Source organism: Mastigocoleus testarum BC008 (assembly GCF_001456025.1).
Classification (GTDB): Bacteria; Cyanobacteriota; Cyanobacteriia; order Cyanobacteriales; family Nostocaceae; genus Mastigocoleus; species Mastigocoleus testarum.
On record NZ_LMTZ01000095.1, the window covers coordinates 1 to 20,340 of the forward strand.

The 20,340-nt window shown below is 36.5% G+C and carries 15 protein-coding genes; 6 read left to right on the forward strand and 9 right to left on the reverse strand.

Annotation, left to right across the window (positions count from 1 at the left end; genetic code table 11):
* Positions 1 to 43 precede the first annotated feature (43 nt).
* From BC008_RS19680 to BC008_RS19695, 4 genes are all read right to left on the reverse strand, one after another.
* Positions 44 to 262, reverse strand: a complete 219-nt coding sequence (locus tag BC008_RS19680; RefSeq protein ID WP_058183775.1) for a hypothetical protein — start codon at positions 260 to 262, stop codon at positions 44 to 46.
* A gap of 744 nt (positions 263 to 1,006) precedes the next feature.
* Positions 1,007 to 1,381, reverse strand: a complete 375-nt coding sequence (locus tag BC008_RS19685; RefSeq protein ID WP_027845258.1) for a hypothetical protein — start codon at positions 1,379 to 1,381, stop codon at positions 1,007 to 1,009.
* A 329-nt stretch (positions 1,382 to 1,710) separates the two neighbouring features.
* The gene (locus BC008_RS19690; protein ID WP_027845257.1) at positions 1,711 to 2,190 is read right to left on the reverse strand and encodes a GNAT family N-acetyltransferase; all 480 of its coding nucleotides are present in this window, start codon (positions 2,188 to 2,190) and stop codon (positions 1,711 to 1,713) included.
* Between the two features lie 318 nt (positions 2,191 to 2,508).
* Positions 2,509 to 4,443, reverse strand: coding sequence for a GTPase family protein (locus BC008_RS19695; protein WP_027845256.1), 1,935 nt, complete (start codon positions 4,441 to 4,443; stop codon positions 2,509 to 2,511).
* Positions 4,444 to 4,562: 119 nt separating this feature from the next.
* Here BC008_RS19695 and BC008_RS19700 point away from each other — a divergent pair, with 119 nt between their 5' ends.
* Positions 4,563 to 5,048: a GNAT family N-acetyltransferase gene (locus BC008_RS19700; RefSeq protein ID WP_027845255.1), complete on the forward strand. Its 486-nt coding sequence runs from the start codon at positions 4,563 to 4,565 to the stop codon at positions 5,046 to 5,048.
* A 126-nt stretch (positions 5,049 to 5,174) separates the two neighbouring features.
* On the opposite strand, the gene BC008_RS19705 is transcribed toward BC008_RS19700, so the two are convergent.
* Positions 5,175 to 6,518 (reverse strand): TMEM143 family protein, encoded by a 1,344-nt coding sequence (locus BC008_RS19705; RefSeq protein WP_027845254.1) that lies wholly within the window; start codon positions 6,516 to 6,518, stop codon positions 5,175 to 5,177.
* Between the two features lie 191 nt (positions 6,519 to 6,709).
* On the opposite strand from BC008_RS19705, the gene BC008_RS19710 reads away from it, so the two are divergent.
* The 4 genes from BC008_RS19710 (at position 6,710) to BC008_RS19725 (ending at position 11,770) form a co-directional block, all read left to right on the forward strand.
* The gene (locus BC008_RS19710; RefSeq protein WP_027845253.1) at positions 6,710 to 7,678 is read left to right on the forward strand and encodes an FkbM family methyltransferase; all 969 of its coding nucleotides are present in this window, start codon (positions 6,710 to 6,712) and stop codon (positions 7,676 to 7,678) included.
* A 195-nt stretch (positions 7,679 to 7,873) separates the two neighbouring features.
* Entirely contained in the window at positions 7,874 to 10,477 is a 2,604-nt protein-coding gene (locus BC008_RS19715; RefSeq protein WP_027845252.1) for a CHAT domain-containing protein, read from the forward strand.
* Positions 10,478 to 10,568: 91 nt separating this feature from the next.
* The gene (locus tag BC008_RS19720) at positions 10,569 to 11,450 is read left to right on the forward strand and encodes an inositol monophosphatase family protein (RefSeq protein ID WP_027845251.1); all 882 of its coding nucleotides are present in this window, start codon (positions 10,569 to 10,571) and stop codon (positions 11,448 to 11,450) included.
* A 107-nt stretch (positions 11,451 to 11,557) separates the two neighbouring features.
* A complete protein-coding gene (locus BC008_RS19725; protein ID WP_027845773.1) occupies positions 11,558 to 11,770 on the forward strand; it encodes an RNA-binding S4 domain-containing protein in 213 nt (70 codons plus the stop codon).
* Positions 11,771 to 11,822: 52 nt separating this feature from the next.
* On the opposite strand, the gene BC008_RS19730 is transcribed toward BC008_RS19725, so the two are convergent.
* A complete protein-coding gene (locus BC008_RS19730) occupies positions 11,823 to 12,077 on the reverse strand; it encodes a DUF4342 domain-containing protein (protein ID WP_027845772.1) in 255 nt (84 codons plus the stop codon).
* A gap of 102 nt (positions 12,078 to 12,179) precedes the next feature.
* On the reverse strand, positions 12,180 to 13,166 hold the full coding sequence (locus tag BC008_RS19735; protein ID WP_027845771.1) for an SDR family NAD(P)-dependent oxidoreductase: 987 nt from the start codon (positions 13,164 to 13,166) through the stop codon (positions 12,180 to 12,182).
* Positions 13,167 to 13,978: 812 nt separating this feature from the next.
* On the opposite strand from BC008_RS19735, the gene BC008_RS19740 reads away from it, so the two are divergent.
* Complete coding sequence (locus BC008_RS19740; protein ID WP_027845770.1) at positions 13,979 to 16,180, forward strand: CHASE2 domain-containing protein; 2,202 nt, start codon at positions 13,979 to 13,981, stop codon at positions 16,178 to 16,180.
* Between the two features lie 108 nt (positions 16,181 to 16,288).
* Here the strand turns inward: BC008_RS19740 and BC008_RS19745 are convergent, their stop codons facing one another.
* Both BC008_RS19745 and BC008_RS19750 read right to left on the reverse strand, forming a co-directional pair.
* Positions 16,289 to 17,092 (reverse strand): DUF928 domain-containing protein, encoded by an 804-nt coding sequence (locus BC008_RS19745; RefSeq protein WP_027845769.1) that lies wholly within the window; start codon positions 17,090 to 17,092, stop codon positions 16,289 to 16,291.
* Positions 17,093 to 17,466: 374 nt separating this feature from the next.
* Entirely contained in the window at positions 17,467 to 20,070 is a 2,604-nt protein-coding gene (locus BC008_RS19750) for a CHAT domain-containing protein (RefSeq protein WP_235595893.1), read from the reverse strand.
* Positions 20,071 to 20,340 lie beyond the last annotated feature (270 nt).

Consider the following 20,340-nt stretch of genomic DNA (forward strand, 5'->3'; position numbering starts at 1 on the left):
CTATTGACCAAAATTTTCTTTTGGTGAGGAGAACTTCAGAAATTTATTTCTTGGTATCTCCAACGACCCGCACTACTATTCCTGTGACCTCACCTTTAGTTAATGTAGTTGGATTATTGCGATCAGTTGATTGAGCATAAGTGGGATTTACTGATGCTGTTAAGATAAGTATTGTAGCGATAGATATCGCAACCTGTTTGCAAATCGCAATCGTTTCTAAAAATTTACTCGGTTGCTTATTAAGTTTTATATTTTGCAGCATGGTTGATTTTACGTATTTTGTATTTATAATTAACTTGTAGTGGAATATTGTTCGTATAGACGCTATTTGACAAGAATTTGTATCAAATATAAATATTATTTAAGACTCAACAATCTTAGATCTATAAACTTAAAACTTGTATAAACTTAAAAGTTGTAAACTATAGCAGTTTCTACTTGAATAAAATACATCTTGTATTTCTAAATATAGAGATGCGTTCATCGTTACAAAGCGTGTCCGCAGAACATAGATGCATCTTAACTTTAACCTAGTGGCTACGCTAAGCTGACGCATCTTGGAGAGCGTATTATAATCAAACGAGAACCACTACATAATGATATTAAAACCAAATTTTTTCTCATCAATAATTACATATAATGAGCGTTACCACTTGTTTAAAGAGTTGAATTGTAAATTTTGATTAACAGTTATTTTAATTTCAATAAAATAGAAAAAACTTTTAATAAATAATAAACATCATGAGATAAGAAAAAGAGAAAGGCATATGGAAATCATCATAAGCCTATAAAAATAACGTACTCAAAAGCTTTTTTTGAAGTTGTACTTAATTCATGATGTGAGGATTTCTTTGTAGTAAAAGTTGTAAGAATAATAGGTTTAAAGGTACTGCGAATACAGGAATTAAAGACAGAGTTAAAACCTGAGTTAAAACCTGAAAATAATAAGCAGCGGATGCAGTTATTAGATTGGAGTGAGGAAAGCGCAACGTTAATATGACTGCAGTCAGTCATTAGGCTCAATTAACTTAAAGCCCCAAGGTTTTAATGCTGTGATCGCGACTTCTTCATCTATACCTTCATAAGCTTCCCATTCTTCGGGATGCTCTTTAGGATGTCCATCACCTATATTACCTGCTACTTTAATAATGGGAATATCTACGGATAAATCAGCATAGGTGCGGATGCTAATCGTATCACGCTCCATTGATATGGGTAGGACTAATTGAACTTTGTGTCCTACAAACTTTGCTTTCTTCTGTGAGTTAGCAACAGATTCGCGTATTAAACAGATATCACCAGCTGTTCCCCAAGTAGTTTTGTAGATATAAAGGAACGAAATATAAGTTTTTGGCTTGATGGCTCTTTTGAGAACTTTCACGATCTGTAATTCCTGTTCTTCGTTTCTGATTCAATCATTTAATTATCGCTGGTTTGAAACCAAAAAATGTATAAAAAATACTATGAATTTCAATTAAGCTCACTTTTACATATTCAGCAGATAAGAGCGTTTGGAAGCTTTTGCACTTGGTTTGGAATTTTTATGTGGATTTAATTACATGAATATAATTTTAGGTTAAGTGACGATAAAGTTAAGGTAAATTCCACTTGTTAAATTTGTTGTGACTGATTTTGCTACCTTAAACTTCAGTGGTAGTAACGAATAACTCATTAAGGAAATTGATTGTCATATAATTTTCTAATCCATACTTAGAGCTTTTTGAAGTATCTAGCAACTGACCAAAGTTCAAAACCTGACTTTTCATAGGTGTGACGTGCTGGAGCATGACCGGGATCGCCTCCAGTCTCAACCATTGCAATAGACATGCCAGCATCTTTCATCCAATCCAAAGCAAATTCTATCAGAGCGCTGCCAATACCGCGACCTTGAAAGTCTGGATCGACAGCAAGCATATAGATTTCACCCATCCTGTCTTCTGAGTGAAGTTTCACGGCGACAAAACCTACTGTTGCTCCTACATTGATCGCAACCCATACATTTGTATCCTCTGCAGCACAGACATCCTTCACGGCTTTTTGCTGGCTCACACGCCAATTATCAGGATAAAATGCTTGGTATACATCAGTATTCATGGCTTTCTGAATAGAATCAAAGACTGGAGTCCATGCTCGAAGTGAAAGACGAATAACGGCATCAAGGTGCTGTGGGTCGTATGGTTCAATACGCATGTTGATATGACCTCTAAAATATACAGAATAATTTTGGGTAAAAGTACTACCAGTAAAGTACCGAAGAACAACTAAAGATAATTTAAAACCTGTAAGAATTATTCACCAAGAGAATTTATATGATGTCTGCTTAATTAAATTACTTATGAAAAAATATGTTTGTAGTAGCGCTTTAGCGCCAATATTTGTTTACCGCGCTAAAGCGCCACTACGAACCTTATTACAATTGTTTTAACGGATATGATATTACACTTCATTTGAATTAGTAAAAGGCAAATGAATTAGGAGGCTGTACTCTTGCATAAATGTTAAATAAATTCAAGAACTAAGATATTCATCAAATCTTTCCTGTAGTTGTTCTACTGTTAAATTTTGAGTCCAATATTCAACCATTGCATGACCAAAAGCCCAAGCATTGCGATATCCCCTTTGGGGATGCGCGAAGCTATCCGGGGATTCGGAATTTTTCATCAGGACAGGCCATAATGTTAGTAAATCAAATTTGAGTTGCTTTTCACCTGTATCTAATAGTAGAAACAAATCATACGCCATTTGCAATTTACCAATAACTATAGGTAACTGTTCTACTGGGATTTTTTCTGCTAGCGCATATGCCAAAGTTGGGGAACCTGTTGATAATGTGGAAATAAACTGCAGCACAGGACTTTTCAGTAAAGCTGTGACTCCTTGGGTTGTAGTCATTTGGAAAGTATAGCGATCGATTATTTTGGCTGCTGCAACTGTACGGGCTTCGAGATCCCGCAAAAATCGAGCCAAACGTAGTTGCTTTGCTGGCGCGATCGCATTTATTAGTCCCAAAGATAGTTCATCTACATTCCAAACTTGGCGATTGGTTTTTATATCATAGGTAACAACCGGTAAAACCTGCTGGGAAAATTCCCCAAGTAATTCAGCCCGATATTTCGTAGCTTCCCGAATTGCAATTTCTTTGGGACGTCCCCCTTCTAGCCAGTTGTAGGGAGGTTCCCATTCCCGGATCGGACGCAGGCGATCAACTTGAGTGACAATGGTAATTACAGGTAAATCTTCTACTTCCTCCTTCATCTCCTTGAGAAAGTCTGCATCCATTTGTAGTGCTGGATCTAAAGCAGGTGTAACTAGTAACAACAAATCTGCGGTAGTTGCATAATCAAGTACAAGTTTGCGGAAATCTGCATTATTAATTTGCTCGTAACCGGGAGTATCCCAAAGTGTCAGGGTTCCACCGGTGGAAGTTTCCCAGTGATAATTTTGAATTTTATCGGTACTGGGTAATACGTCAACTTCCGCTAATTCCAATTGAAATAATGTATTGATTAAACTACTTTTTCCCGCTCCAGTTCGCCCCACAAGTAAAATATTTACTGGTTTTTGTTCGACGACCTCTACAGGTTCGGCTTGCACCAGAATTTCTTTCAAAGTTTGGGTTTTTGCTTTTGGTAGACTTAACGTGGATCCAGAAACTTCTACAAATGGTAAGTTATCCCCACCATAAAGTGCTACAGCCTGCTGACAGAGATTACGCAATGCAGCTTCGCGCAACATCTGACTTAAATTTACTAGTAATTGTTGACTGGCTTGATCCCCATAATTTTGACTGACCCGTTTCGCGATCGCGGCGATGGGATTTAAGAACCACTGGGCTAAATTCCAAGTATTCCAGAGTTTGCGGGCTGATGGTTCTAGTTTTTGGTAAACTTCATAGGCGCGATATGCTTGTCCTACCGTAACTTGATTGAGGACTGGTGATAATTTCTGCATCCACCGGTCCATATCATCTACTGTACCCCTGATTAAACCGTAGGCTTGGGGGACGTAAATATTTAGCAGCGGATATTTGACTTCCGGGTGGTAAATATTAGCAATTGCAACGATTAAATCTTGACATCTTTGCCAAAAAGTTTGCCAGTCTTCCCAAATTGGTGCATCTTCTCGCGTTGCTTGGAGAATTCTTTGGAGTGTCTCTTCTACTTGTCTGACGTTGTCATCTCCTGCTATTTGGGCTGTATTCTCCGCCAAAGACTCGATTTCTTCGTTAACCTCGGCGATTACAGCTTCTACCTCTTCGAATTGCGAACGCGTCCATTTCACCAGTAACCAACGCCAACCTACCAAGACAAGGGTGAATATCCCCCAAATCCAGTTAATTCCCCATTCGTGAATTTGCAAACTTGCAGATACTAATATAAAAATCACGATAGTTGCAAATGGGGTTGCTAAGGTAATCCATTGCCAAGGTTTTAAGCTAATCATTGGTTTTGTAGGTGTTTAAATGAGATTTCCTATCACTATTTTCAGTCAATAATTCTTTGACGGTAAAGGAAACTCAGGGAAATTACAATCATTCAAGTTGTTAAACTAGGGGTTTTGCCATGTTAATTCGTAGAGCTTCAAAATCAGATTTCGAAAGTATTTGGAGTATTTTTCAAGTTGTAATAGAACCAGGTAATACATACGTATTTGCTCCTGATACTAGTCGCGAAGATGCTTTTGATTACTGGTTTGAAACAGGTATAAAAACATTTGTGATTGAAGATGACGAACAAATAGTTGGAATGTATAAGCTTGTTACAAATCAACGGGATCTTGGTTCCCACGTTGCAAATGCTTCTTTTATGGTTAATCCAAACCTTCAGGGTAAAGGGATTGGAAAACTAATGGGATTGCACTGTATTGAAGAAGCGAAAAAAGCCGGTTATCTTGCGATTCAATTTAACTTTGTTGTAAGTACGAATAAACCCGCAGTCACCTTATGGGAGAAATTGGGATTTACAATTGTAGGAACATTACCTAAAGCATTTAAACATAAAGAATTGGGATATATTGATGCCTATGTGATGTATCGGTGGTTGGAATAGAGATTTAATTTGTAGCACCATTCCCTAATATACACAATATTCAGTAAAAATTCTTAATACACCTTTTCATGATGTAATTTTTCAAGCTGGAGGACTCTAATAAAAGATGATTTTGGAAAAATTTTTCTACAAAGCGATCGCATTGTACTTAAAAGCATTGTCCCAAACATAGTCAATTACAGCTTTACTATCATCTAAAGAAAGCAACTGACAATACCCTTGCTCATCATAAGTTAGTAAAGGTACCTCAGGGGTATTTTCTACTTCATTACAGTTTTGGTGAACTTTACCACGGATATTTGCCAAATTATCCAAAGGACCGTGAATATCAAAATTAATTGTAGTGCCTAACTTTTTCTCCATCCATTCTTCAACGCGAGAATCTAGCTGTTCGGGAGTCAGGGGAACTGGACTAGTAAGGAGGTGATAATACACTAGAATGATTTCCTTGCATTCCTCCTCTTCAGCAAGATCTATCAGCATTTGAAACACACCATCATTGTTAGCTAAGTTACTAAAGAAAAGAGTATCACTGACCTTTTTCTGAAACTGTATTTTTTTACTTTTATATTTACTATATTGTTTAAAAGCAAATCCACCCAAAGCCATTCCTAAAGATAAAGTTGCGACTAAAACTGGCATTAAATCACGTACTTTAGATTGCTCTATATCTAAATCTTCAACTAAAGGCTGTGCATTTAAAAATATTAGAATTGCAGCTATAAGTAATAAAATATTTGGTAATGCTCTTAATATTAACGGAATTGCAGCCCCTATAGCAGGAATTCCAAATAATAGTCTATCTTTCCAAGTCATACTAGTAGTAACATTAGGAAATAGTAAATCTATATCTGATTTTGGAATATCTTTATAAAAATATAAATACATTTTACCTGGAGTGAAATTCAAGTCTTTGACTTTAATCTTTTTCCCATGAAAGTAAGCTGCTTCCTTGAATTTAATAAGTAAAACAATTCGCTCAAAAATTTCAATTGTTTTTTCTTGACGCCAAAACAAGAACTTCTTAATCGAAATTTTCTTAATAGTGTCACCCCGGTAATAACATAAGCATCTATCAAAATCATCAAAATTAACTTCACTTTTCAAATTAATTAGGGATTTTGTCTCTAATGCTTTTTTAATAATTGATCTAGGCAGGCTAATATAATTAGCTCTTTCTAAGATATGATGAAATTTATTTACCACTTGCGATTCCATTTCATCATATTGCTCTGGTGTTAATTTATTTATAATTTTAATATCTGTATTAGGATTAAATTGTACATAATTATCCTTTATAATTTCCATAGTTTGATGAAAAGAAAAATGATAATATGCTGACAAAATATGACAGAAATCTTGAAATTTTTTGGTGTCAAAACTATTTAATTGACCATCTTCAAGGCAAAGTCTAATAATATCCCGGCGACGGTAGGGAATAAACGCTTCTCGATTTTCGTAAGTTGCCATGAATTGGTTTTTATCAGAGTCCAAGTGGTGATTTTTTTATTAAAAGCTATATTTGTATATCATCTACTTCTTTGAGTTATTAAACAAATTTGTTTACACAAAACTTTAATTTGTAAAGCTGATTGTGCAAGGTTTAAGACAATACTTCTGAGATATTTCGCTAAGATGTATTTTATTTGTATAGAGGTAATATGACCTATCCGCGTTTAGCTTTTCTGATTTTACCCTATACCCGTCATGAACTACCTGGCTGGGGTTATCTTTTCAAAGCTTTTAAAATTTCTACTGTTGAACATCATTCGTTGTGGAAATCTGCACCTACTAAGACAATACGTCATTCTTGGCATAATCACCTAATGAAGTTGGATCTTTCCAATTGGTCCGAACGTCATACATATTTTCTTGGTCGTTTTTACGACCTCGATCTCCAATTAGCTATGAATCAAGTCTTGAAAGCTGGCGATCGCCTGGTAGATATTGGCGCAAATATTGGGATGATCACTCTACATGGTGCTGCATTAGTAGGTGATTCCGGTCATGTTGATAGTTTTGAGCCTAATCCCGAGTGCTGTCAGAGGATCAGAGAATTCTTAGAGTTGAATGATATTAAACATGTCAAAATTCATGAAGTTGGATTGTCAGATGTACGGGACACTTTAACCCTCAGTATCCTTCACGAACATTCAGGTATGGGTACTTTAACTATACCTGAAGGTATAGAAGATGAAGTGATTTCTCAAAAATTTGAAGTACCTGTTTCTATTGGTGATGATATTCTCAAGGAAAATTCAAAACCAATAAAATTTCTCAAAATTGATGTAGAAGGATTTGAATACAAAGTTCTAAGGGGATTAGAACAAACCCTGAAAACTTGGAAACCTGTTGTGGTGACAGAAGCATCTTGGAAGCCTGTTGTCAAAACAGTAGAATCGAGTAATTCTATGGATAATATGGGGATGAATCCGCTGGAAATTTATCATTTCATGAAGCAACTGGGATATTTACCCTATGGTTTGACAACAAAAAGACGTTGGTTACGACATCATTTGGCTTTAATTCCAATTGGTGAAGATAATATTAAAGATTCTATCTTTTCAGATTTTCTTTGGTTACATCCAGAAAGTTCGGGTAAAGAAGCTCTGGAAAAATTTATTTCTTGAAAAGCAACATACAAAAAAAATTACGCATCAACTTCAAATAAACCATCTTGCCATATAATCGCTTCAATATCGCACTCCGAAGCAATTGACGTTTGGAAATCTGGTGCGTAGTTCTTTTTTATGAAAAATATGTGGCGAGAATTAGTTTTTATATATAGACGCTATCTAAAAAGATGGATTGCAAGACTCTTAATAATGCTATTAACAGCATGTCTTGTGGTAATCGAATCACCTGTTGGTGCGAATGTTCCTTCCAAGGGAAACTTATATAAAGGAAGATATCAAAACAGTAATTTGATTGTTAGTCAAGCAGATGTAGATAAACTTGCACAGCAAGGTCAAAAACTATATCAAACAGGAGATTTCGCTTCCGCAGTAAAATTATTACAGCAAGCAATTAATAAATTTGAATTATCTGGAGACACCCTACATCAAGCAATCAGCTTGAGTAATCTTTCCTCAGCGTATCAAAAACTTGGATTGTGGGAAGATGCAGATTTGGCTGTTGCAACTAGCTTAAATTTATTGCAAAGGTTAAATAGTTCATCAGAAAATTTAAGATACATCGCTAAAGCTTTAGATGTTCGAGGACATTTAGAGTTAGCTCGGGGACAGACACAAGTTGCACTTACAACTTGGAAAGAAGTAGGTGATATTTATAAATCCTTAGATGATACTTATAGTTTGATAAATAACCGTATTGGCCGGGCTCAAATTCTACAAATTTTAGGTCATTTTCGTCAAGCAAATCAAGTTTTAAATGGTTTAGAAGAAATTGTTAATAGTCAAGCAAATCCCATTTTAAAAGCTAAGCTATTACGCAGTTTAGGTAATATTGTAGCAGTGATTGACGACTTAAAAGAATCAAGCAGACTCTTAGAGTCAAGTTTAAAAAATGCTCAAGACTCAGGTTCAAATACAGAGATTAGTAAAACTTTATTAAGTCTGGCAAATTTAGCACGTATTCAACACAGAATGCCAGTAGCCGTAAACTATTATAAGCAAGCTATAGAAAGGTCTAATAATTTTGATATACGTCTTCAATCTCAACTAAATTTACTCAGCTTACTTATCGATGTAAAACAATATCCTGATGTCTATTTATTAATATCTCAAATTCAGCCTGAATTAAATTATTTACCCATTAGTCGTCCGGGAGTTAATGCCAAAATTAATTTTGTGCATAGCCTAATTAAATTAAGCAGTGAAGCAGGAGAAAATAGGAAATTATTTAAATCAATATCTTCATCTAAACCTGCTCAAATATTAGCAAAAGCAATTAAAGATGCTCGAAAATTAAAAGATAGACGGATAGAATCCTATGCAATTGGAACTTTGGGTGAATTATATAAACAAGATAAACGATTCTATGAAGCTGAAAAGTTAACGGAAAAAGCTTTATTTATTGCCCAAACTATTCATGCATTAGATATTACTTATCAGTGGGAATGGCAAATGGGACTTTTACTTCAGCAGAATGGGAAAACTCAGGACGCGATCGCTCACTATAAAAATGCGATTGAAACTCTTCAAGGGTTACGTAAGGATTTAATTTCAATTAATACAGATATTCAATTTTCTTTCACTCAAAGTGTTGAACCAGTATATCGAGAATTATTAGAATTACTCTTACAAGAAAAAGTACCTAATTCAGAAAATCTTAAGTTAGCTCGAAATACAATTGAATCACTACAATTAGCAGAACTTGATGATTTTTTCCGTTCTGCATGTTTAGAACCTTCAGAAATTGTTGATACATTAATCGAAAAACAGGATTTCCATAGTGCTGTTATCTATCCGATTATTTTGTCAAAAAGCTTAGATGTAATTTTGAAGGTACCAGGTGAACCCGATTTACTTCATTATAAAACTGCCATCAATAAAGAAGAGTTGGAGAGTACTGTAGCTAAGCTTAGGGAATATTTAAAAAATGTCACTCGTACCGCTGATGTCAAACGGTTATCGGGGAAAGTTTATCAATGGATGATTAAACCCTTTGAAACCGAACTAGCAAAGAGTGGAATTAAAACCTTGGTTTTTGTCTTAGATGGAGAACTAAGAAATATTCCTATGTCCGTTCTGTACGATGGACAGCAAGATAAATATTTAATCGAAAAATATGCAATTACTATAACTCCTGGATTACAACTTTTAGATACTGAAATCCGACAGAAACTAGCACTAAATGTTTTGACAGGTGGAGTAGATCGAGAAATTTCCGTGGACGGTAAAACATTTCCTCCACTTACTAACGTTGAACGAGAACTAAAAAATATTCAGTCAGAAGTATCAAACAGTAAAATACTTGTTAATCAAAAATTTACTGAAGTTAATTTACATAATCAATTACAAACCATTCCATTTTCAGTTGTTCATTTGGCGACCCACGGTGAGTTTAGTTCCGATCCACAAAATACCTTTATTTTGACCTGGAATGAGTTACTAAAATCAAGAAAATTTGATAATCTTTTGAGGGAAACCAATGGATACAATAGCTTCCAAGACCCCAACAGTATCGATTTACTTGTCCTTAGCGCTTGTCAGACAGCACAAGGTGATCGAAGAGCAGCTTTAGGATTAGCTGGGGTTGCTCTTAAGGCTGGTGCGAGATCTACGATCGCAACACTATGGTCAGTGGATGATGAATCTACAGCCGATTTAATGAATAAATTTTATAGTGAATTAAAAACTGGAGTAAATAAAACCGAAGCGCTTCATCAGGCTCAATTAGCTACTTTGGATCGAGAAAAACGTCCTTATTTTTGGGCTCCTTTCGTTTTGATGGGTAATTGGCTTTGATGGTGTTGGAATATTCAATTGGTTGACAGTTAAATGTAAACTATCAGCTGTCAGCCATTATTAATGATTCATTATTAAGGACTTTATTCCAATGTCCACAACACCAACTCCTCGTCAAATTTTAGAAACTCTACTCCCCCATCTCAGAGTTGCAGCTGGTTATGCTCGTTTTCTCCAACCAAAAATTGCTGCACTTCCCGATAAGGACACCACAGATGGTAACTTTTTTGCTGCAGCACTCACTGATGCAGATTTAGCAATTCAGAATTTTGTGGAAGTCGCAATGTTAGGTAGTTTCCCAAATACTAGATTTTATGGCGAAGAATACCAGAGTTCTCCTAATACTGGGTACTTCCGTGCAATTGATTTAGGAGAGCAAGATGACTATTTAGTAACTCTTGACCCAATTGATGGTACTAAATATTACATGGATGGGCATTCTAATTATCAAATCATTCTCACCGTGTTGAATGCAGATGATTATGAAGCGGTACTAGCAATTTCCCCTGCACAGAATATTTATTTCTATGCTTTGAGGGGTGAAGGTGCTTTTAAGGGTCAGCTTGACATGAGTTTAGAAGAATGTTCTCCCCTGACGGTAAGCTCAAATCCCGAACCAACTATATTGTTGGGAACGAAAATGGGCGCGTTAGCACCAACACTTAAAAACAAATATCAAGTAATAGATCCCAATGTTGATTATTCAAGCTCTGTGCAAGTTCCCAACTTGAATGGTATGTTCGTTGGTCTATTAAGTGGAACAGTGAAACAAAGCGGTCAATTTATTGATGGTGGAGCATTGGCTTTTTTAGCAAGGGAAGCAGGTTTTATTGTTACGACTTTAGATGGTTCGCCTTTACCTCCTTTGCATACCTGTAAAAATTATTGTTTACCTGGGTTAGTAATTGCTACTTCTAAAACAGTTCATCAAGATTTACTTGAAGCCACAAGCATAGTACAAATGCGATCTTAATTAATAAAATTAATCGGGGGAATTTTCTTTTTTTTTGTTACCCATTACCAATTACCCATTACCAATTACCAATTACCAATTACCCATTACCAATGAACGATCAAAACATAATTAAACTCGACCAATTCTTGAAACTCATAGGTGTAGCCTCAACTGGAGGACAAGCCAAAATGATGATTTTTGATGGTGCTGTCAAAGTAAATGATGTCGTTGAAACCCGGAGAGGAAGAAAATTAGTATCGGGTGATAAGGTAACAGTGAAGCAAGAAATTTCTATTAATGGTGTTACCTCATTTGATGTGGCGAGTTTTATCAATTAAAGGAATGTAAAAACTTCTTACTTATTACTTATTACTTATTACTTATTACTTATTACTCGTCTACCTTCTCGAAGACGATTGTACTATGGGTTACTAGGGCTGCGATCGCGCCGATAGCAGCCAATTGAGGTGCAAGCAAAGCCCCAACAACTCCCAAGGTCAGAGGTATGTCGATTAAGGTTTTGCCATCCTCGTTCTTGATAATGATACGGCGTATGTTACCTTTACGGACTAACTCCTTGATTTGGCTCAGAAGTTTATCACCACTTACTTTTAACTCTTGGGTATGGATTTTTTTTTCGCTCATTTCAATGTTCTTCAGCTCAATATCACTAATATAACAATCCTAAATGACAGCCGAAATCAAACCCCTTGAAATCAAACACCCGCGAGAAGCAACATCCCCAAATCAAATCTTAGGAGAGCTAAGTCCACCTAATAAAATCAACCACCATGGTATTTTCAAATCGGGAATCAGCGACGAATAATTTCTAAGTGCTGGTAACGCAGAAGGTAGTACAAAGCGAAGAGAACGGAGCGATGCAGGAAGATTTCCATCCCGATCTGCTATTCCATAATGCTTAGCTAGTTCGGCGACAATTTGTACCCGTCCGGTGTGACGCATTATATTTGCATTTGGTTCGGAAGCCAGCATAGCGATCGCTCGTCCTGTTAGTAGAGGAGTTTCCCAATTGTAGCGATCGCCAAATATTCTACTTTGAGGGTCGCTCATATTTTTCTCTTTAATTTCATTGGCAATGCTGGAAATATGCTCTGTACCAACAATACCAGGCCAAATTGAAATGGAAGCGACATTATAGGATTTTAATTCGACAGCCATATCAGCAGCTAAGCGATCGCATGCAGCTTTTCCCGCACCATATGCTGCACCAAAGATATAAGACATCCCACCCCAAGAGGAAATAGTGCAAATCAAACCTGAGAGATTTTTAGTCATCATCCGAGCAGCAAAAATACTGGCGACGTAGTGACTGCGAAGACCAACGTTATTTCCTGCATCCCATAAATTTGGTTCGCAATCCCAAAATGGTTTTCCTTGAGCGTCTCTCAATGCTCTGACGCCGGAATAAGCATTATTGACCAATAGATCTAATTGTCCACTTTGCTCGTCCTGAATGCGTTCGAATAGTAAGCGCACCTGCTCGTCATCGCTATGGTCTACTCGAATGGGAATGCAAACACCACCGGCAGACTCAACTGCTGCTTGGGTATCATTCAAAGTACCTGAGATATCGCCATCGGAATCAGAATCACTGAGGCTGCGTCCTGTAATGTAAACAGTTGCGCCTGCTTCACCCAGCCCAATTGCAATTCCTTTTCCAATTCCCCGCGTAGCACCTGTCACTAGTGCGACTTTACCTTCAAGATTTTTCACTTGTGCTTTTCTAGCTGCTTAATCATATGTCTGTCTCATATATATTAGACTTCTTTGGGAAAATATACCTTAAATATAAGGTTTTATATGCTAAATTTTGAGGTATTCTAGATAATATGGGATTGTTTTTGTTAATACCAACGTGTAAAGATTCATTGCGAATAAAGCAGGTAGTTTGAAAGTGGTGATAAATTAATAATTGAAGCTTGAGAAGCTTCCCTGGCAGAGACAACAGCCAACGTTGTTTAGTTCAAATTAGTTAAGAGGTAAAAAAGCTGTTTCATCATCTGTCTCGTAACCCAACTGCAACACCCGACGCGAAAACTTATATTTCCTCATGTTGTTGAATAGGGGGCAATACAACTGGATTATAACTCTATTTCTAGGTTTAAGTTATTCATTCAGTGCAACCCCATTTATAAGGATTAGAAAGAGGAAATTACTAAGTGATTAGTAGCTTGGGTGTTGTTGTTTTAAAATTTAGTTTATAAAGATAAAAATTTAGTTATTAGAGCTAATCGCATCAATAATATTACAGCTTTAATCGACAAATTTAGTTAATAAATTCTATTATTATTAATTTAATTTGGATTCCAAAATATTCAAGTTATTAATCTTTATAGTAGTTCGAAATATACTCGGTATTCATAGGAAATACTTCACTGATTTGTGTTGTTGTAGCTCACACCTATGCCTACCGTAAAATTTCTGTTGCCTGTTTCCTGTTCTTTCTACTCCATATCTAACTTAATGTTTATTATTAGTAGATTTTGGGAATTCTGGAACTGTAGCGCACAGACGGAAATTTATTCATGTGGGTGAGCCTAAAAGAGTTAATGTGGCAATGGCGCGGTGTTTTAATTGCTTCTCCTAGTGTTGCTTTGTTATTGATTGGATTGCGCTTGGCTGGGTTGCTACAATCTTTGGAATTGGCTGCTTGGGATCAATTTTTTCGCTTGCGCCCCTCAGAAACAGTTGATTCGCCCATTACAATTGTTGAGATGAACGAATCAGATATACGAAAGCTAGGATGGCCTTTATCAGATGCAAAGCTTGCTCGTTTATTATCGGTCATTAAACAACATAAACCTAGAGTTATTGGACTTGATTTTTACCGCGATTTACCAGTAGAACCTGGATTCGAGGAGCTAGAAAAGGTTTTTGCATCCACGCCAAATTTATTTGCAATTCATAAGGTGATAGGTAGTACCGTTGGTTTCGGAGTAAATCCACCAACAAAGTTAAGGGAGTTAGGGCAGGTAAGTGCTTCTGATATAGTGGTAGACCAAGATGGTAGAGTAAGAAGAAATTTATTATCTGTTGAAAATAAAGATGGCGAAATTACTTTGGGTTTGGGAACGCAGTTAGCTTTAAGTTATCTGGAAGCCGAGGGGATTAGTTTAGAAATTATTGACGAACAAGCTAGTAAACTCAAACTTGGTAAAGGAATTTTTATTGAATTAGATGAAAATGATGGTGGTTATATCAGAAATGATATTGGTGGTTATCAGATATTAGCTAACTTCCACAATCTTCGTGCTGGTTTTCCCACAATTTCCATGAGTCAGGTTTTAGAAGGGAAAATAACAGCTAAATTTATTCGCGATCGCATAGTTTTAATTGGACCAACTGCTGAAAGCCTGGGGGATTTTTTTTATACTCCCTATCGCGACAGGAGTAGTGGAGTTTCAATTCACGCTGATATTGCTAGTCAAATAATTAGCGCAGCTAAAGAAGGTCGTCCGCAAATTCAGGTGTGGTCTGACACCTATGAATACTTATGGATTGCAATCTGGTCATTGGTCGGAGCTACATTAAGTTGGGCGCAGCGCTACAAAAAACAAACTCGTTGGTCCCATCTGTCTAGTAGCTTGATTATTTTATTATTGGGGACTTGTTTGCTTGGTGGAAGTTATTTAGCTTTCTGGAAAGCAGCGCTGTGGATTCCTGTTGTCCCAGGATTTTTAGCTTTATTTGGTGGTGCGACTACCGTTACAGGAATCGTTGCTCGCGACTCATCAAAAATGCGGCAAACTTTTGGTCGTTATCTCACAAATGAGGTGGTTGCAACTTTGTTGGAAACATCAGAAGGTTTAAAAATTGGCGGAGAAAAGAAACATGTGACAGTTTTAATTTCTGATTTGCGAGGATTTTCCGCTATGTCGGAACAGGTTTCTCCAGAAAAAGTATTAGAGATTATCAATCTGTATTTGGCAGAAATGACTGATACTATCAACCACTACAAAGGTACGATTAACGATTTTATGGGCGATGGTATCTTTGTGATGTTTGGTGCACCGGTTTCATTTGCAGATAATGCACAACGCGCTGTCAGCTGCGCCATTTCTATGCAGTTAGCAATGGATGGAATCAATCAAAAATTATTACAAATGCAATTACCACCTTTGGAAATGGGTATTGGTATCCATTCAGGGGAAGTATTAGCGGGAAGTATTGGTTCTTATCAGCGCGCTAAGTACACTGTCATGGGTAGTAATGTTAACCTTGCAGCTCGGATTGAAACTTATACCGTCGGTGGACAGATACTTGTATCTCAAGAGACTCTCGACGCAGTGGGAGAAATTATGCGGATTTCTGGAGAATTGCAGGTACAGCCTAAAGGATTCACCAATCCAATTACAATTTATGAGGTGGAGGGAATTGGTGGTAAGTACAACTTGTTTTTGCAAGATAAAAAAGAATCTCTCAAAGTTTTAGCAACCAAGATACTTGTAAAATATCGAGTGACTCAAGGAAAACATATTTCCGATAAAGTGTTGCAAGGTTGGTTAGTCAAATTATCGTTGGATAGTGCTGACATATGCACGGGAGAACCATTACAAGTTCTCAGCAATCTTCGGGTTCAACTTGCGACAGATGACGAAAAATTAAATCATCAACAAATATATGCCAAAGTAGTTAAAGTATTGGATGAAAAGCAAAACTATTTTCGTCTTCGTTTTACTGCATTACCTACAGATATTAAAGTTTGCTTTCAAGATTTGTGTGAATGATATAGGATTCCTACAAATATGAATTTATCACATGGTTTGTAGTTGTGCTTTAGCGCTGAAGCGCAACTACAAGCATTTTTACAAGTAATTAGGCAAACCTGATATTATTTATTGGATCCCTTTATGTTGTAATGGAGTCTTAGCGATCGCATCTAAACCAACAGATTCCAGTAAGCTTTCCCAAGCTGTAGCAATTTCCAAATTCTCTGGTTGAGAAACTTTGAGTGCAGCGAGATTCGATACAGCCTCAAACCAATATCCGGATTCGCTATAAAGTATAACTTGTTCCAAAGATTTTGGTTTATCTAGCTGATTTGTCAATTTAGAATTGGGTGAAATTCGGCGTACTAATCCTTCTACAAAAGGGTTTTTAGGACCAGTTTGTTGACAAACTATTGATATTACAAATCGGTAATCTTGATCTATTTCTAACCCTGGCTCTGTTTTAGCTAAGGTAAAACTAATAATTTCTGGAGTATTTGCTACATTTACTTCCGTTTGATAAATTCCCTCTCCTTCCTCATTTTCTAAAGTGAATTCCACAGCTTTGGCTGAAGTTGGAGGGATATAAACCATAAAACTTGGGTGACTTGATGCTGTTAATCCCAGTTTTGAGGATGGTAATAATGGTACTAAAGTTTTATCAATAGTTTGACTTTTAACTCCAAGAGAACTTATTTCCTCTGACGCTTCGCACATACCGTTATCCCGTCTACCACCTCCAACCGTCACTTTAGGTTTTCTTTCACCTTTACGAGGTTTAAAGGTTACTTTTGACTGCTTATTGGTAGTTTTTTCAGAAGTAGCACCCTGTGCTTGAGCTTGTCCTATACTGTTGGGAATAGAACCGCATTGCAGTGACATCGTGGTTGCAAACAGTACAAGCAAGCGAGTGATTCCGATCTGATTCATATTAAATTTATATTTAAATTTGTGTTGCTATATAGCCGTCCAAGAACATAATTCCCAGAATTAAGAAATAGATCACAGATGTAGAAATTATCAACAACTAAATTTCATCAATGTAGCTTTAGTTATGAATATTCCTTATTTTTCATTCCCAAACTTCTTATTTTTAGTTACAGGACTTACGCAATGAAGATTTGTCATTGCGACCGAAACGTAGTGTAGGGTTAGCGCAGCGTCTCCGTTTAGGAGATAGCAATCACAGCGTCTGGGGGGGATTACGTCGCTAACGCTAGCCCGCAGCGTAGCTGTTAGCAAAGCGTGACGTTAGTCATACGTAATGACGGAAATACGTTCATTTTGCGTAAGTCCTAAGTTAATTAAAGCCAGTTACCAACAAGTACAAAAGGTGCCCAATAAAAAGGATGTTTAAATCCACGCTGTCCGAGTAATGAAAGTTGGGCTTGACGTAATGCTTCTGCTTTGGAGACATTCGGTTTTGCCAGTTGTTTGTAAAATTCCACCATGAATATTGAAGTTGAGCGATCGTCTACAGCCCATAAGCTAGCTACAGTACTGCGCGCACCCGACCTCACCGCTACACCTGCAAGTCCTAACGCAGCCCGTTTATCGCCTTGTGCTGTCTGACAAGCACTTAAAACTAACAATTCTATGGGATTGTTACTGTATTTCTCTCGGTTTTGCAGTAAGTTACCCAATTGTTTAACATTGATGCGATGATCCCAGGTAAGAATAAAGGTATCCTTAACCCTACAACTAAATTGACCGTGGGTAGCTAAATGAACTACAGGAAATGGTGTATTACTAATATTCTTTTCTAAAGCTTTGGTGGTAAATTTCTGATTGAGCAGTACTTGAGAAGAAATCTTAGACTTAATTTGATTAATTTCTGTTTTTACTCCAGGAAGTGACATAAATCCTTGTCTGGATTCACTTAAGCCACCAAATAATACTTTTAAGTTTTTATGTTTTAAAGATTGAGGAGCAAATAGTTGCAATCCTGGAGTTACTGCTAAATTATATTTTTCGATTAAGTATTGCTGACCGTCATAAAGTACCGCCATTGGCAGATTTTTCATGGAACCGTCAAGCATAAAAGCCAAAGTTTTCACACCATTTGCTTGTAATTCTTTTTCTGCTGGCTTAATAAGTAAATCGTAAAATTTTTCGGCGATCGCTAAACGTTCTTTTTTTAAGGATGTACGTCTCAAAGAACGTCGCATTTTTTCAATATTAGTTTCCAGTTCGCTTTCTGAAATCTTGCTACTGTAATGAGTTAGAGTTTGATTCGGTAGAGAAAGAACTACCTCCAAGCGATCGCGTAAAATGATGGGATAAATTACTGCTGCTTGCGGATCTACCTTATCGATATCAAGTTGAGTTGAACTCCCGGTTAAGTAAGCTTCTCGAAAATAATTATCTAATTCTGCTAATTGCAAAGATTCTATGACTCGGCGAGCTTTTTTTAAATTGCTTTGACTTACTTTTTTTCCAGATTTAAAAGATTTAGAGTTAGAGTTTTCGTTAGATTCGCCTTGAAGCAATAAATCAACTAATTCCCGATAAATTGGCTCTACGCTTTCACGAAAATAAAATTGGACATTGACATTATTGGCGACTAAATCATTACTAATTACACTTAAAGTGGCTACAGCATTACTATATGCTGAGACTGCTTTATCGATCTGATTTTGCTTTTTGAATAATCTTCCTAATTGCCATTGCCAATGATAGGAAATATCAGCAGCATTATTTGCTTGTGCAAGTATCAATGCTTGTTCTGTGAGCTTTTGCGCTTCTGCTAACTGCTGTGTTCGTTCGTAAAGTTCTCCCAAATAACCCAAAGCGTAAGATTCTGCTCGCGAATCCCGGATCGCTTGAGCTTCTGCAATTGCTTTGGTAAGAAGTTTAGCGCTATATTCATTTCTCTTATCTTTATCTATATCCTTATCTTTAATTCTTACCAAACTTTGGACGAAGTTAACTTTTGTATATATCGCTTGACGACTCGGGGGTAAGTTTTCAATTCCTGGTTCGATTTTCGCGATTAACTCTTTAGCTTGATGCCATTTTTCCATATCTATCAACAGACATAATTGATTGAGTTGCGCCTGAAGTTTATTAATTGGAGATTTTGATGCGACAATCGCCCGTTGATAATATTTTAGTGCCTTTTCTGACAATTCATCATCGCGAGCATTATTACCCAAACTAAGTAGTACCGCAGCAATATCATTTGGAGAATCTAATTTTTCGGCGATCGCTAAACTTTGCTGTAAAGCTTCTTCAGATGCTTGTAAGTCTCCCAATAACCTCAGAGTATTACCAAAGTTAAGCAAGGTAGCTGCTTTGAGCGAAGAGGGTGATTCTTTCTTCAAGCTTTGATTTACCTCTTCTAAAGTAACCCTAGCACGAAGATAAAGCCCCAATCTTCTCAAAGCTTGAGATTGATTTATTAGACTGCGGATATAACCGACATTATCTCCTACTTCCTTGTACTTTTTGCTCGCATTAACCCAAATATTTAATGCTTCCTCTGTCTTCCCTCGAGCAAGTAAAAGACTACCTTTGATATTTAAAGCTGCAGCTTGTAAAGACTTTGCTTTTACAGTCTCTAGATTATCTAATAAATTCAGACTATCTTCGATTGTTTTATTAGCTTGTTGCCAATTTCCTAACTTTTGGTAGGCTAACGCTAGATTACTCAGCACGATGCTCTGATTGAGAATATCGTTTGTAGAGCTAAAAATTTTCAATGCTTGCTGCCATTTTTCTATAGCTTGTATAAAATTTCCTGTTTGGTAATCATTTTTCGCTGTTTCTACTAATGCAGATGAAGAAATTTTTATAGTTTCAATTTTTTTAGCTTCAACAGCTACGACTTCTGATGTTTGCGCCGCTAATAAAAAATAAAAATTAGTTAGGAATAGAATAATTAGTGTAAAGGAAACTCCTAAACCCAATAATCTGAGGAATTTCCTAGTAGAAAAATAAAGAATAATTACCTTACAGTTAGTCGCGACTGAAATTATGTTTTTTTTTTAACCCTATAAAATAAACGCATCTATATGTAATGTTTTTTTGTTACTTCAACTTTAAGTCTGTTATAACCCCATATGAAATAAAAACAAAGAGATGCGGTGTTGGCATACAGAACTGTGCCCTAGAGTAATAATCCTAGAATAATTTTTTGCTTGAGATACGTTAGTAAGAAAAATCATAACTTGTAATAG

Excerpts from the sequence above, each read along its gene's own strand:
- BC008_RS19680 (WP_058183775.1), bottom strand. The coding sequence starts at position 262 with ATGCTGCAAAATATAAAACTTAATAAGCAACCGAGTAAATTTTTAGAA.
- BC008_RS19690 (WP_027845257.1), bottom strand. The coding sequence starts at position 2,190 with ATGCGTATTGAACCATACGACCCACAGCACCTTGATGCCGTTATTCGT.
- BC008_RS19695 (WP_027845256.1), bottom strand. The coding sequence starts at position 4,443 with ATGATTAGCTTAAAACCTTGGCAATGGATTACCTTAGCAACCCCATTT.
- BC008_RS19700 (WP_027845255.1), top strand. The coding sequence starts at position 4,563 with ATGTTAATTCGTAGAGCTTCAAAATCAGATTTCGAAAGTATTTGGAGT.
- BC008_RS19705 (WP_027845254.1), bottom strand. The coding sequence starts at position 6,518 with ATGGCAACTTACGAAAATCGAGAAGCGTTTATTCCCTACCGTCGCCGG.
- BC008_RS19710 (WP_027845253.1), top strand. The coding sequence starts at position 6,710 with ATGACCTATCCGCGTTTAGCTTTTCTGATTTTACCCTATACCCGTCAT.
- BC008_RS19715 (WP_027845252.1), top strand. The coding sequence starts at position 7,874 with ATGCTATTAACAGCATGTCTTGTGGTAATCGAATCACCTGTTGGTGCG.
- BC008_RS19720 (WP_027845251.1), top strand. The coding sequence starts at position 10,569 with ATGTCCACAACACCAACTCCTCGTCAAATTTTAGAAACTCTACTCCCC.
- BC008_RS19730 (WP_027845772.1), bottom strand. The coding sequence starts at position 12,077 with ATGAGCGAAAAAAAAATCCATACCCAAGAGTTAAAAGTAAGTGGTGAT.
- BC008_RS19740 (WP_027845770.1), top strand. The coding sequence starts at position 13,979 with ATGTGGGTGAGCCTAAAAGAGTTAATGTGGCAATGGCGCGGTGTTTTA.
- BC008_RS19745 (WP_027845769.1), bottom strand. The coding sequence starts at position 17,092 with ATGAATCAGATCGGAATCACTCGCTTGCTTGTACTGTTTGCAACCACG.